Origin of the sequence: Brevundimonas sp. LPMIX5 (assembly GCF_003576505.1) — a bacterium.
GTDB classification, from domain to species: domain Bacteria; phylum Pseudomonadota; class Alphaproteobacteria; order Caulobacterales; family Caulobacteraceae; genus Brevundimonas; species Brevundimonas naejangsanensis.
In genome coordinates this window covers 1-13670 of the sequence record NZ_QWTZ01000019.1, presented here as the reverse complement: position 1 = coordinate 13670, position 13670 = coordinate 1, and the positions used below count along the sequence as shown (strand labels likewise).

The 13670-nt window shown below is 66.9% G+C and carries 13 protein-coding genes and 1 tRNA gene; 5 read left to right on the top strand and 9 right to left on the bottom strand.

The features are described 5' to 3' along the window. Window positions 1-13: 13 nt before the first annotated feature. The 3 genes from secE to D1604_RS14750 form a co-directional block, all read right to left on the bottom strand. Window positions 14-313: a preprotein translocase subunit SecE gene (secE, locus tag D1604_RS14760; RefSeq protein ID WP_024355291.1), complete on the bottom strand. Its 300-nt coding sequence runs from the start codon at window positions 311-313 to the stop codon at window positions 14-16. A 70-nt stretch (window positions 314-383) separates the two neighbouring features. Then, a tRNA-Trp gene (locus D1604_RS14755) sits at window positions 384-459 on the bottom strand. Window positions 460-597: 138 nt separating this feature from the next. Beyond that, window positions 598-1128 carry a pyridoxamine 5'-phosphate oxidase family protein gene (locus D1604_RS14750; RefSeq protein ID WP_119413913.1) on the bottom strand — a complete coding sequence of 177 codons (531 nt, stop codon included), beginning with the start codon at window positions 1126-1128 and terminating at the stop codon, window positions 598-600. 34 nt (window positions 1129-1162) lie between these two features. Here D1604_RS14750 and D1604_RS14745 point away from each other — a divergent pair, with 34 nt between their 5' ends. Together D1604_RS14745 and D1604_RS14740 are read left to right on the top strand one after the other, a co-directional pair. Continuing rightward, window positions 1163-1675, top strand: coding sequence for a hypothetical protein (locus D1604_RS14745; protein ID WP_233552130.1), 513 nt, complete (start codon window positions 1163-1165; stop codon window positions 1673-1675). Window positions 1676-1734: 59 nt separating this feature from the next. Then, window positions 1735-2475, top strand: a complete 741-nt coding sequence (locus D1604_RS14740) for a Crp/Fnr family transcriptional regulator (protein WP_119413911.1) — start codon at window positions 1735-1737, stop codon at window positions 2473-2475. A 64-nt stretch (window positions 2476-2539) separates the two neighbouring features. Here D1604_RS14740 and D1604_RS14735 read toward each other — a convergent pair whose 3' ends face one another. The 4 genes from D1604_RS14735 to D1604_RS14720 all read right to left on the bottom strand — a co-directional run bounded on the left by D1604_RS14735 (window position 2540) and on the right by D1604_RS14720 (window position 6268). Next, the gene (locus tag D1604_RS14735; protein WP_233552129.1) at window positions 2540-3193 is read right to left on the bottom strand and encodes an OmpW/AlkL family protein; all 654 of its coding nucleotides are present in this window, start codon (window positions 3191-3193) and stop codon (window positions 2540-2542) included. 192 nt (window positions 3194-3385) lie between these two features. Further along, window positions 3386-3505 (bottom strand): cytochrome bd-I oxidase subunit CydX, encoded by a 120-nt coding sequence (cydX, locus tag D1604_RS14730; protein ID WP_024355286.1) that lies wholly within the window; start codon window positions 3503-3505, stop codon window positions 3386-3388. Between the two features lie 22 nt (window positions 3506-3527). After that, on the bottom strand, window positions 3528-4676 hold the full coding sequence (gene cydB / locus D1604_RS14725) for a cytochrome d ubiquinol oxidase subunit II (RefSeq protein WP_024355285.1): 1149 nt from the start codon (window positions 4674-4676) through the stop codon (window positions 3528-3530). A 26-nt stretch (window positions 4677-4702) separates the two neighbouring features. After that, the gene (locus D1604_RS14720; protein ID WP_119413926.1) at window positions 4703-6268 is read right to left on the bottom strand and encodes a cytochrome ubiquinol oxidase subunit I; all 1566 of its coding nucleotides are present in this window, start codon (window positions 6266-6268) and stop codon (window positions 4703-4705) included. A 184-nt stretch (window positions 6269-6452) separates the two neighbouring features. Here D1604_RS14720 and cydD point away from each other — a divergent pair, with 184 nt between their 5' ends. The 3 genes from cydD (at window position 6453) to D1604_RS14705 (ending at window position 10342) form a co-directional block, all read left to right on the top strand. After that, entirely contained in the window at window positions 6453-8114 is a 1662-nt protein-coding gene (gene cydD, locus D1604_RS14715; protein ID WP_233552128.1) for a thiol reductant ABC exporter subunit CydD, read from the top strand. Further along, a complete protein-coding gene (locus tag D1604_RS14710) occupies window positions 8111-9775 on the top strand; it encodes an amino acid ABC transporter ATP-binding/permease protein (protein ID WP_119413908.1) in 1665 nt (554 codons plus the stop codon). The genes cydD and D1604_RS14710 overlap by 4 nt, the downstream gene beginning before the upstream one ends. Window positions 9776-9970: 195 nt before the next feature. Continuing rightward, window positions 9971-10342, top strand: coding sequence for a hypothetical protein (locus tag D1604_RS14705; protein WP_119413907.1), 372 nt, complete (start codon window positions 9971-9973; stop codon window positions 10340-10342). Window positions 10343-10383: 41 nt separating this feature from the next. Here D1604_RS14705 and D1604_RS14700 read toward each other — a convergent pair whose 3' ends face one another. After that, entirely contained in the window at window positions 10384-11697 is a 1314-nt protein-coding gene (locus D1604_RS14700; protein WP_024355280.1) for a hemolysin family protein, read from the bottom strand. A 124-nt stretch (window positions 11698-11821) separates the two neighbouring features. Continuing rightward, window positions 11822-13405 (bottom strand): PAS domain-containing hybrid sensor histidine kinase/response regulator, encoded by a 1584-nt coding sequence (locus tag D1604_RS14695; protein WP_119413906.1) that lies wholly within the window; start codon window positions 13403-13405, stop codon window positions 11822-11824. Window positions 13406-13670: the final 265 nt, after the last annotated feature.

Here is a 13670-nt window from a genome sequence, read left to right as displayed (position 1 = left end):
ATGCGCGTCTCCTTTATTGGCCAAGGCTGAGGATGAGGCGGGACGCGAAGCCAAGGCCCGTATCCACGATCCAGAAGAAGGCTGCCGCGATCAGCACCATGATGAAGACCATCACCGAAGTGATCCAGGTCTCCTTGCGGCTGGGCCAGGTGATCTTGCGGGCCTCAGCGCGGACTTCGCTGATGAACTGGGGGATGGACGTCTTTTTCTTCGGCGCGGGCGCGTCGACGGCCACGGTCGCTGCGCCTTGCGCGGCTGCTGCGGTCTTGGTCCCCGTGGTGCGGCGGCCGCCGGGGGTCTTCGCCTTGGCCATGTGACGTCTCTTCAACCTCTGGATCCTGCTGCTCCACATGGGAAGTCCCAGGCGATAACAACAGGGGGAATGGCAGGAGTGGAGGGACTCGAACCCCCGGCCCTCGGTTTTGGAGACCGATGCTCTACCAGCTGAGCTACACTCCTAGTGTCCCGGACAAAGATCAGCGCGCCGTGGAAATCGTTCCAGCGGCGCGACCCTCGCCAGAGGGGGGCGTATGCCCGAGCCCCACGGCCATTTCAAGGGCCATCTGCGCCGCAGACGCATGAAGTCGCGGATTTTCCTCAGAACAACCGCGCCACGGCGCTCGGCTCATAGCTCAGGCCTTTGACCAGGTCGTCGGGGTCGCCGATCGTGAAGGCTTCGGCCCGGCTGCGGCCGCCGATGACCGCCACCGCCTTGATGGTTTCCGGAACCACCTTGACCACGGCCACCGCGTCGCCGCCCGGCGCCCACGGACTGAAATCCGGCGAGCGGGCGATAATCAGATCATTCAACCGCTTCACCTCATCGCCGTCCGTCACCTCTTCGGCGCGACCGTCGATGGAGACGCCGACCGCCTCGCCCTCTTCGCCCACGCCGCGCACCGCCACGCCGACGCGCGGATCGGCGGTCAGGTTCTTCAGCTTCTCGCTGTCGCGGCCGGTGACGAAATACAGGTTCAGCCCGTCGTTCAGATAGCCCAGCGTCGCCGCCTGCGGGCGTCCATCCGCCCGGTTCACCGCCAGGGTCATCAGCTTCTGGCTGTCCAGCAGCTTCAGGATGGCGGCCACCGCCCCGCCGTGGATCGGGGTCGTGCGCGAGGTCGAGCTCATGGCGATTCTCCAAAAAGATGGCGACAGCAGAAGGATGACTAAAGCAGACTGGGACGACAGCTTCATCCCGGCCTTGACGCAGATCAAGGCGACTGGACGCCGCTTCGGTTCCAATCGTCCCATGACAGAGTCCCGCCTCGCGCCTGACGCGCCTCGTCTCGAGGTGTCCCCCCTCAGCAAAACCGAGGCGCCGGCCGCCTTCGCCCTGGCGCGGTTGTGGCGCCCCAGTCTGGAGCCCGCCCAGTGGGACGCCTTCCTGTCGGCCTGGCGCGCCGCGCCGGAGAGCCGCGGCATCCTCAGCGCCCGCAATCAGCGCGGCGGCGTTCTGGGCTTCGTCAGTTGGTGGCGCCAGCCTGACCTGGAGTACGGCGAGACCCTGTGGGCCGGTCCCTTCGTGGTGCGCGAGATGGGCGTGCGGCCGCTGGTGCGTCAGAGCTTGGCCGTCGAGCTGACGGCCCTCGCCGCCCAACTGGGCGCCCGGCTGCGCTATGCCGAAGAGGCCCATACGCCGGACTGCGCCGTCCAAAGGGCGGCTAGGACAGGCTGACCTATTCGAAATCGGCGACGCTTGGCCTAGACTGCCCCGTCATCCGGGAGACGACCTTCGTGAACACCGCCGCGGCCCAGACCCAAATCGAAGAGGTGCGTCTGGAGGACGTGCATCCGTGCGCCAACTGCGGCGCCCGTCCGCTGGGCGTCTGCGCCGACCTGAAGGGGCATGAGCTACAGAGCATGGCCTGCGCCAGCGAGACCGTCACGGCCCAGCCGGGTCAGGCCCTGTTCCATGAAGGCGATCCGAACCCTTACGTCTTCAACGTCGTGGACGGGGCGGTGAAGCTGTATCGCCTGCTGCCTGACGGGCGTCGCCAGATCACCGGATTCCTGTTTCAGGGCGACTTTCTGGGCCTAGGCGGGCGCGGAGCCTCCAGCTTCACGGCCGAGGCCCTGACGCCGCTGAACGCCTGCCGCTTCCGGCGCAGCGACTTCGATCAACTGCTGAACGCCCTGCCCGCGCTGGAGCACCGCCTGGTGGCCCTGGCCGGGGACGAGCTGATGGCGGCTCAGGAACAGATCGTCCTGCTGGGCCGCAAGACCGCGCGCGAGAGGCTGGCCAGCTTCCTGACCCGCCTTGCGGAACGTCAGGTGCAGTTGGGCGGCCCCGAAGGCCACGTCCACCTGCCGATGACCCGGCTGGACATCGCCGACTATCTGGGCCTGACGATCGAGACGGTCAGCCGGGTCTTCACCCAGTTCAAGACCTCGGGCTTGATCCAGCTTCTGCCGGGCAACGACGTCGCCCTGCCCGATCCGGCCGCGCTGAAGGCTCTGGGCGAAGGCGCCGCCTGATCCATTTTCGTTGAAGGGATAAGGGGACGCGGCCTGACGTTCCGCGCCCCTCCCCGCATCGGCTCTAGAACTTGCGGCCGACGCCCACCGACACGACCCAGGGATCCAGACTGACGCTGCTCTTCAGCGCGCCGCCGTTGATCTTGGCGTCCGTGTCGAACCACACCTTCTTGGCGTCCAGGTTCAGCGTCCACGGGCCGGAAATGTTCCAGTCCGCCCCGGCCTGCAAGGCGACGCCAAAGCCGTTGTCGAGATCGACCTCGAAGCCGTTTTTGTCCTTGCCGCTGAAGAAGGCCATGTAGCTGACGCCCGCACCGACATAAGGGCTGATCGTCGCGTTCGGGGTCGGCCGGTATTGCAGCGTCACCACCGGCGGCAGCACCCAGGTCTCATGCACGGCCACATCCGTTCCCGCCCCCTTGGCGCGGACCTCATGCTGGGTCGCGCCCAGAATGGCCTCGACGGCCCAGTGGTCGGCGACGAAATAGGTGAAACCCAGCGTCGGCATCCAGTCGTCGCCCACATCGACCTTCAGGCCGCTGTCGGCCCCGGCGGCGGTGACGATGGCGTCGTCGGCCTGCGGCAGGACGCCGGTCATTCGGGCGGTGACGATCAGCGAGCCCTTGCCCACCGGTTCGGGTGCGGCCGTCTGGGCGGAAGCTGCGCCCGCGACAGCCAGCAGGCTGACGGAAGCGATAAGGGCGGCGGCGGTTTTCATCGGTTCAATTCCCGACATTCGCCGGGTCGGAAGAGGGCCCGGCTTCGATGTCCCCATCACCCTGCGCTCGCCCCGTCCGTCTCGCCTTGATCCATCGCAAGCAGCGGATATTTCGTCGGTTTCGTCCAAGAAAAATCCCCTCCGGCCAGCGCCGAAGGGGATGATTCAGTTCAGACCGTCAAATGACGGGGATCAGGGCTCCGAGTGCCCCTCGTCCCCTTCGTCGAACAGCCGGAACTCGTGCCACAGGCCGTTCAGCACGCCGAAGGCCACCGCCAGGCCGAGGCCCAGGATCCAGGCGAAATACCACATGAGATGATCTCCTTTCGCGGGATCAGTAGAGGTCGGGGTTGGTCTTCAGCGCGTCCATCGTCGAGCGGCCCCACAGCACCTTATAGACCCAGGAGGTGTAGAGCAGGACGAAGGGCAGGAAGACCGCGACCACGATCAGCATGATGAACAGGGTCGTATGGCTGGACGAGGCGTTCCACACCGTCAGGCTGGACTGGGCGTCGATCGAGCTGGGCAGGATGAAGGGGAACATCGACAGGCCGACCGTCGAGATGATCCCGACCGCCGAAGCCGACGATCCGCCGAAGGCCAGCGCCGCTGACTTGCGCCACATCCCCAACAGACCGACCGCAGCGCCCGCAAAGCCCAGAACGGGCGCGATGAGCATCCACGGATAGCGGCCATAGTTGTCCATCCAGGCGCCCGGCGCCGCCTCCACCGCCGTGCGCAGGGGGTTGGAGGCGCCCGCCGTGTCGACCACGCCGGTGATGCGGAAGCCCATGTCGCCGAAGGCGACCATGGCTCCGCCGATGGCGAACAGCACCAGACTGGCTGCACCGGCGGCGGTGCCGATGGCGCGAGCGCGTTTCAGCACCGGACCTTCTTCGCCCTTGATCGACAGCCAGGCCGCGCCGTGCAGGACCAGCATGGACACCGACAACAGGCCGCAGATCAGGGTGAAGGGCGAGAACAGACCCAACAGGCTGCCCTCATAGAAGCTGCGCAGGTCGCTCGTCAGGCGGAAGGGCGCGCCCAGCAGGACGTTGCCGACCGCCACGCCGAACACCAGAGCCGGAACGAAGCTGCCGATGAACAGGCCCCAGTCCCACATGGAGCGCCAGCGCGCCTCGGGCCGCTTGGAGCGATACTTGAACGACACCGGCCGCAATATCAGCGCGGACAGCACCAGGAACATCGCCAGGTAGAAGCCCGAGAAACTGACGGCGTAGACCTGCGGCCAGGCGGCGAAGATCGCCGCTCCGCCGACGATGAACCAGACCTGGTTGCCTTCCCAGGTCGCGCCGATGGTGTTGATCACCATGCGACGCTCTTCATCCTTCTTGGCGACGAAGGGCAACAGGGCGCCGACGCCCATGTCGAACCCGTCGGTCAGGGCGAAGCCGATCAGCAGCACGCCCAGCAATCCCCACCAGATCAGGCGGAGGGTGGTGTAGTCGAGGGGGAGTTCCATCTCTCTTTTTTCCTTCAACGACCGGGTCAGGCGACCGCGGGCTCGCCTTCCGTGCGGGCGTCTTCTTCGCGGGCTTCCTGCTCGGCGAACGGCCCCTTCTTGACCGCGCGCAGGATCAGGCCGACCTCGACGACGGCGAGGGCGCCGTACAGCAGGGTGAAGCAGATGATCGTGGTCCACAGATGCGCCACCGTCAGGCTGGACGCGCCCAGGAAGGTCGGCAGAACGCCTTCCACGGCCCAGGGCTGACGCCCCACTTCGGCCAGAAGCCAGCCGGCCTCGATCGCAATCCACGGCAGCGGGATGGCCAGGACGGCCAAGCGCAGGAACCACCTGGTCTCATGCTTGCGCAGGGTGCACAGCACGAAGGCCGTGCCGAACAGGCCGATCATCAGGAAGCCGATGCCCGCCATGAAGCGGAACACCCAGAACATCAGCGGCACGTTCGGCACCGTCGACCAGGCGGCCAGCTTGATCTGGTCCGGCGTCGCAGCGCGCGGATCCTCGACATAACGCTTCAGCAGCAGGCCATAGCCCAGGTCGTTGCGGACCGTCTCGAACTGGCCGCGCGCAGCCATGTCGGTCGGATCGGCCTTGACCTTCTCCAGCGCGTCATAGGCGACGACGCCGCGTTCGATGCGGTCTTCGGCGACGGCGACCAGTTCCAGGATGCCCTCGACCGGCTTGTCGATGCTGCGCGTCGAGATCAGGCCCAGAACATAGGGCACCTTGACCTCGAAGTGGGTGTGACGGTCCTCAAGGTTCGGCAGGCCGAACAGGGTCAGGCCGGCGGGCGCCTCTTCGGTGCGCCACATGGCTTCCAGGGCGGCCAGCTTCATCTTCTGGTTGTCGGTCAGCGCATAGCCCGACTCATCGCCCAGAACGACCACCGACAGCGAGGACAGCAGGCCGAAAGCGGCGGCGACGGTCATCGACCGCTTGGCGAAGCCCTTGTGCTTGCCCTTCAGCAGATAGAAGGCCGAGATGCCCAGCACGACCACGGCGGCGCAGACGTAACCGGCCGACACGGTGTGCACGAACTTGGCCTGGGCCACCGGGTTGAAGATCACCGCCATGAAGTCGGTGATTTCCATACGCATGGTGTCGGGATTAAAGGCCGCGCCGACGGGGTTCTGCATCCAGCCGTTGGCGACCAGGATCCACAGGGCCGACAGGTTGGTGCCCAGGGCGACCATGAAGGTGACGAACAGGTGGGCGTGCGGCTTCAGCTTGTCCCAGCCGAAGAACATCAGGCCGACGAAGGTCGCCTCAAGGAAGAAGGCCATCAGGCCCTCGATCGCCAGCGGCGCCCCGAAGATGTCCCCGACGTAGTGGGAATAGTAGCTCCAGTTCATGCCGAACTGGAATTCCATCGTCAGGCCGGTGGCGACGCCCAGCACGAAGTTGATGCCGAAAATCGTGCCCCAGAAACGGGTGATCGTCCGCCAGATCGGCCGGCGGGTCATCACATAGATGCTCTCCATGATGACCAGCATGAAGGAGAGGCCCAATGTGAGGGGCACAAACAGAAAGTGGTATAGCGCCGTCAGTGCGAACTGAAGGCGTGAAAGGTCTACGACCGCCAGGTCGATCATCGTTCCAGGCTCCTGACCGCCAGCCCCCATCGACCGGCGTTCTACTCTAACCTAAAGCCACGCGGTTTGGCGCGCCTTGATCCTGATCAAAGCCGACACAGCCGACTCGGACTAGACGGCGTTTCGCCCAAGGTCCTTTCGTCCCATGGGCCTTTTGCCCAATCCCGCGTCGTCGGCGATCATGGCTGATCCGCTGATCGACCCTGGAGACAAGATGACGGCCCAGCCGATCGCCCCCAACGCCCCTGCCTTAGACGACACGCAGCCCGCCGCCTGGTTGAAGGCCGCTCTGGCGCCCTGGCGGCGGCTGATGACCCTGGGCGGCGCGCTGGTCATCGCCGACACCGTGCCTGCGGTCGGATTCGCAGCCGGTCTGGCCCTTGCGGTCGGCGCCCTGCCTCAAGGCATCGACGGCGCCCTGCCGGGCCTCGTTCTGGCGGCCGTCTCCCTGCTGGCGCGCGGCGCGCTCAGCCATACGGCGGTCAAGGTGAACACTCGCGCCGCCCGCGCCGCCAAGAACGGAATTCGCCGCTCCATCCTGACAGAGGCCCTATCCGGCCGCCTCTCCGACGCCGCCGCCATGACCGCCGTAGTCGAAGGGGTCGAGGCGCTGGACGGCCATGTCGCGCGCTTTTCGTCCGCCCGCACGGCTGCCGCCGCCTCGCCGCTGTTTCTGATCGCCGTGACCGCCGTAGTCAGCCCCTTCACCGCCGGCATACTGATCTTCACCCTCCTGCCCTTCATCATCGGCATGGCCCTGACCGGCATGGCGGCGGGCGCCGAAAGCCGTCGTCAGTTCCAGGCGCTGGAACGGCTGTCGGGCCTGTTCCTGGACCGGGTTCGCGCCCTGCCCGCCATTCTCGCCTTTCAGGCCGAGACGCAGCAGAGCCGCGTCATCGCCCGCGCCTCCGACGACCTGGCCCGCCGCACCGGCAAGGTGCTGAAGGTCGCCTTCCTGTCCTCGGCGGTGCTGGAGTTCTTCTCCGCCCTGGCCGTGGCCCTGGTCGCCGTCTATTGCGGCTTCAACCTGCTGAAGCTGCTGCCCTTTCCGGCGCCGGAACAGCTCAGCCTGACTCGCGCCTTCTTCGTTCTGGCGCTGGCGCCGGAAGTCTATCAGCCGATGCGCCGCCTCGCCGCCGCCTACCACGACCGTCAGGCCGCCGAGTCCGCCGTCCCCAGCCTGCGTCGCCTGAGCGTCGAAGCCGCGCGGAACACGCGCCCGCCCCGCCCCGGCCAGGCGCCCGCCATCGCCTTCCACGACGTCGCCATCGCCTATGACGGCGCGCCTGTGATCGAAGGCTTCACTCTGGATGTCGCCCCCGGCTCAATCGTCGCCCTGACCGGCCTCAGCGGCTCGGGCAAGAGCAGCCTGCTGCACCTCTTCTTGGGCCTGTCGCCTCTCAGCGAGGGAGAGGTCATGCTCGGCGATACGCGCCTGTCGCAGGCGGGCGACCTGACCGACTGGATCGCCTGGGCCGGGCAAGCCCCTGTCGTCATCCGCGGAACCCTGGCCGAGAACATCGCCCTGGCCCATCGCTGCGCCACGCCTGAGGCGGTGGAACAGGCTGCGCGCAAGGCGGGCCTGAACGGCGCGCTGGATCGTCTGATCGACGAACGCGGCGGCGGCCTGTCGGGCGGCGAGCGCCGCCGTCTGGGTCTGGCCCGCGCCTTCCTGAAGCCCGCGCCCCTGCTGCTTCTGGACGAACCCACCGCCAATCTGGACGCCGACGCCGAAGCCGCCCTGCTGCCCGTCATCCGCGAAGCCGCGCGCGGCCGCACCGTCCTGATCGCCACCCATTCCGACGCGGCAGCTGCCCTGGCCGACAAGGTGGTGCGCCTGTGAGCCGCTTCGATTCGCCCGGCGTCGTCCGCCTGAAGGCTCTTATCCGCGCTCAGGAGAAAGCCCAGCGCCCGCGCCTGCTGGCCGCCTCCGTCACCGCCGCCCTGGTGTCCGCAGGCGCTGTCCTGCTGCTCGGCCTGTCAGGCTGGTTCATTACCGCCGCCGCCCTGGCCGGGGCCGCCGGACCCGCCGTGGCCCACGTCTTCAACTACATGGTGCCCAGCGCCATGATCCGCTTCTTCGCCATCGTGCGCACCGCCTCGCGCTATGGCGAGCGCGTCACCGGCCACGACGCGGCTTTGAAGGCGCTGGCGGCCCTGCGTCCGCAACTGTTCCTCGGCCTGGCCCGCGCGCCCACGGCCAAAGCTCTTTCTCTGGCAGGCGGCGAGGCCTCCGCGCGACTGGTTCAGGACGTGGACGCGATTCAGGATCGTTTCGTGCGCCTCTCGACGCCCTGGGGCGCGGGCGCCGGTCTGGTCGCAGGCGTCGGCATGGCGGCCCTCGCCGGATGGACCCCCGCGCTCGTCGTCGCGGGCGCCGCCGCTCTAGGCGTCGTGCTGGCCGTTGTGATCGGCCGCCGCTTCGCCGAACCCGCCGGTCAGCGCCTTCAGCAGGCGTCCGGCGCCCTGAAGACCGAGTTCGCCGCCCTGGCCGCCGCCGCGCCCGAGCTTCAGGCCTATGGCATGAAGGCCTGGGCCGCCGACCGTCTGGCTGAACATGGCGACGCCGTTGAAGACGCCGCCGAACGACTGGCGCGCTCTGGCGGTCTGATCATGGCCAGCCAGAGCCTCGCCATGGCCGCTGGCGTGACGGGCGCGGCTCTGGCGGCAGGCGCAGGTTCCCCTGCCCTGACCGCCCTGTCCATGCTGGCCGCTGTCGCCACGGTCGAAAGCGCCGGAACCCTGCTGAACGCCCTGCGCCAGAACGGCGCGGTGAAGGCGGCGGTCCAACGCCTGGGCGAACTTCTGGATGAGGAGGAGCCCGCCTCGCCGGTCGCTGCTGCCTCTCCGAGCCTGCGCCTGTCCGGCGCCGATCTGACGGTCGCCCCGCCGCAGCGCCTGGCGATCATCGGCCCGTCCGGCGCGGGCAAGACGACCCTGATTGAATGCATGATGGGCCTGCGCCCCGCCTCGCCCGGTGAAATCCTGCACGGAGACGCCGACGCCGCCGCCCTCGGCGCCGAGGCCTTGCGTCCCCTGTTCGCCTATGCCCCGCAGCAGGCAGTGCTTCTGACCGGCAGCGTGCGCGAAAACCTGTGCCTGGCCGCCCCGTCAGCCTCGGACGACGATCTGTGGGCCGCGCTGGAAGACGCCGCTTTGGCCGACCGCATCCGCGCCGCGCCGGGCGGACTGGACGCCTCCGTGGGCGAGAACGGCGCGCGGCTGTCGGGCGGCGAGCGCCGCCGTCTGGGCCTCGCCCGCGCTTATCTGCGCCCGGCGCCCTGGCTGGTGCTGGACGAACCCACCGAGGGTCTGGACGCCGCCACCGAAGCGCAAGTGCTTGAACGGCTCTCCGCCCGTCTGCATCACAGCGGTCAGGGCCTGATCGTCGTCAGCCACCGCCCGGCGCCCCTGGCTCTGTGCGACGCCGCCCTGACCGTTTCGGGCATAGGCGCCGACGGCCGTATCCAGATCAGTGCAAGGCCCCGGCAAGCCGCCGCCTGACCACCATATCTTTGATCTCCATCAAGGCGACGCGGGCGATTAGCGGCTCTTCTGTCGGCAGAGGAGATCACCCATGCCAGCAGACATCATCGCCCCCGTCGTCGCCATCAGCGCCTTCTTCATGACCTTCATCGTCGGCATGGCCTACGGCTGCATCGCCAGTAGTCTGGCCAAGCCCGAAGAGGGCTGAGCCTCATGACCCTGCATCACATCCGCCTTGAGCTCGCGCGCGCGCCCGAACATCCGCACGGAGACGCGGGGGACGGCTACGACCTGGTCTTGACGCTGGACCAGAACGCCCGGCTCGACACAGCCGCCATCGCCATCGCGCCAGAAAACACCCGTGTCCGCCGCTTCAAGGGCACGCAGACGCTGGCTATCGGCCAACTGACCCGCGCAGAAGACGGCCGGTGGATTCTCGACCTTCCAGGCGAAGATGCGGACGCCGAAGGTTTCCGTCTGGAAGACGAACAGTTCGTCGTCGGTGAATACGTCTCCCTGGCCCAGCCGGGCGGGGACATGCGCGCCTATCGCGTCACCCTGGCCCAGCCGCTTCCCACGGCCTGACAACCGCTGACAACCGAAGCCGTCCGCGACGCCGCCTGATATCAGGCGGCGTCGTCTGCGTGCGTGTGGATCACCGGCCGGAACAGCAGCTTGTCGATGCGGCGGTCGTCCATGTCGATGACCTCGACCTCGAAACGGCCCAGTTGCAGGATGTCGCCCTCGTTCGGCACGCGCGACAGATGGTGCAGCACCAGGCCCGCCACAGTGTGGAAGCCTTCGTGCTCGCCGAAGTCTTCGCCCAGGATTTCACCCAGTTCGTCCAGATCAATCTGACCGTCGACCGCCCAGGTGCCGTCATTGCGCTTGCGCACGGCGGTTTCGGTCTCGTCGTGGCTTTCGTTGAAGTCGCCGGCGATCATCTCCAGCAGGTCCGTGGCCGTGACCACGCCTTCAAAGGCGCCGTATTCGTCGACGACGAAGGCCATGTGCACCTTCGATCCCTTCAGGATCTCCAGCGCTTTCAGCACCGAGGTCGACTGAGGGATGAAGGCCGGTTCAGCCACCAGCGTCTCGACGTTGAACTCGCCATTGGTGAGCAGGCTGTCCAGCAGGTCTTTCTTGTGGACCACGCCCAGCGGATTATCGATATCGTTGTCCCGCGCCACCACGATGCGCGAATAGGGGCAGGTGCGGATTTCCTCGCGCAGCGTCTCTTCGGAATCGTCCAGCGCGATCCAGTAGACCTCGTGGCGCGGCGTCATGGCCACGCGCACCGCCCGGTCGCCCAGACGCAGGATCTCTTCGATCATCTCCTGCTCTTCCGGCTCGATCAGGCCCGCAGACGTGCCCTCGGCCAGAATGCTCTCGACCTCTTCCTGGGTGACGTCCGAACCATCGCGGTCCTTGACGCCCAGCAGCTTCAGGATGCCCGAAGTCGAGGCCGTCAGCAGCAGCACGAACGGCTTCATCACCAGGGCCAGGGTCGAGATCGGACCGGCCATCTTAGAGGCGATGGTCTCAGGGAAGATCAGGGCCAGCCGCTTGGGCACCAGCTCGCCGACGATCAGCGAGACATAGGTGATCAGCACCACCACCACGGCGGTGGCGATGATCTGCGAATAAGGCGCCAGGGCGGGCAGGTTCGCCTTGAGAATCTCATCCAGCTGGCCGGCGATAGCCGCCTGACCATAGGCGCCCGCCAGAATGCCGATCAGGGTGATGCCCACCTGGACGGCCGACAGGAACTGCGTCGGCTCTTCGGCCAGCTTCAACGCGGCTCGGGCGCCGCGGTCGCCTCTTTCGGCGCGGCTCTGCAGCTTGGATTTTCGGGAAGACACGACCGCAAGTTCGGTCATGGCGAAAAGGCCGTTCAGCACCACGAGCAGCAGCACGACGACGATAGCGATGGTCAACATCGAAAAGGGAGAAGCCCTGACGCGGCGCGACTAACGGCGTCCGCGCGGCCTATAGTAAAGATGAACCTCGGTCTGCGCCAGCTTTCTTGTCGACGATGCGGCGGCCCGTCGCTGCCGCCCCGCATCAGGCCGCCGTCGGAATCTTGACTTCCGACCACGCGTCGGCTGCTGCGGCGCCCCGCTCCATCCCGTTCAACAGAATCTGCAACGTCACCGGCTTGGCTGTCAGATGGTCCGCCCCGGCCTGCATGGCCTTCACATGGTGCGCCTCGGTCGTATTGGCGGTCAGCATGACGATCGGCGTGCGGCGCCGCCCTGATCGCGCCTCGGACGCCCGAATGCGCCGCATGGCCTCCAGTCCGTCCATGACCGGCATCTGCATATCCATCAGAACCATGTCGAACGGCTCAAGCATGAAGCGCTCGACGCCCTCGGCGCCATTGTCAGCGGTGACGATCTCAAAGCCCAGCGGCTCCAGCAGACAGCGCACCACCATCTGATTGGCCGGATTGTCCTCCACCGCCAGCACGCGCAGGCGTCCCGCCGGTTCCGGCTGTTCCGCCGTCTGCGCCGGAGCCTCGACGTTATTCGACGCCTGCCGCTCGATGGGTATGGCCACGCGGAATACGCTGCCGCGTCCCAAGGCCGATTCCGCCAAAATCGTTCCGCCCATCAACTCCGCCAACAGGCGACAGATCGACAGCCCCAGTCCGGTCCCGCCGAATTGGCGCGAGATGGCGTCGTCGGCCTGAACGAACGGCTGGAACAGACGCTGCGCCGCCTGTTCATCGAAACCGATCCCCTCATCCTCCACCTCGATCAGCAGGCGCTTTGCCTGAGCATCGCCGGCCACATCGACGCGAACCCCCACATGGCCCTGAGCCGTGAACTTCACCGCATTGGAGACCAGATTGGAGACGATCTGCGCGATCCTTACGCCATCGCCGACCACCATGCCGTTCGCCGCATCGCTGAAGGTCGCCGCCAGCGTCAGCCCCTTGGCCTCCGCCCCCGCGCGGCGCATCTCCACGACCGCCCCGATGTCGGCTCTCAGGTCGAACGGCGCGGGCGCCAAGGTGAACTGGCCTGCCTGCATTTTCGACAGATCCAGCATGTCATCCAGCACCCGGCGCAACGCATCCCCCGCCCCCGTGATCAGGTTCAGCATCTCGTTCTGGCGCGGAGTCAGGGTCGTGTGCGTCAGGGCCGACGCCAGCCCCAGCACGGCGTTCAACGGGGTGCGGACCTCATGGCTGATGTTCGCAAAGAAGCGATCCCGCGCCTCGGCGGCCTGGCGCGCTTCCGCCTGCGCAACCTCCAGCGCCTTCAGCGCCCGCACGTGATCCGAGACCTCGAAGCGAATGGCCGTATAGGTTTCCGGCCGCCCATCAGACCCGAGATTCGGCACAATGGTGGTGTCCACCCAGTAGGGCGCGCCAGCCTTGGTGCGGTTCTCAATGGTGCCGCGCCATACCTGACCGCTCGCAATGGTGCGGTACAGATCGCGGAAATAGTCGCGCGTGTGGGCGCCGGAGTTCACTACCCTGTGCGTCTGGCCGATCAGTTCCTCGCGCGAATAGCCGCTGACCGCCTCGAACTTGTCGTTGCAATACAGGATGCGGCCGGCGCGGTCAGTGATCGCCACAATGGCGGCCTCGTCCAGTGCGGCAGAGAGCCCCGCCCGGCGGGGCCAATCGACGTCAGACATTAGCTAGGGGGTCCTTTCAGACCGCCACATGCGCCCGCCATCGCTGCCAAATGCTTAATCGTAACACCCGACCAAGGTCTAGGGTTACGCTTTGATCCAGCGCAAAGCGCCTGTCCGCCATGCAAAACGGCCCCCGGATCGCTCCGGGGGCCGCTCTGTTACGCTTTACTCTTGGCCTAACGCCCTTGCGGGCTGCTTGAGGCCATTACTGCGGCCTAACGCGCTTTCGCGCTGCTTGAGGCCGGTACGCTTACGCTTACTCGGT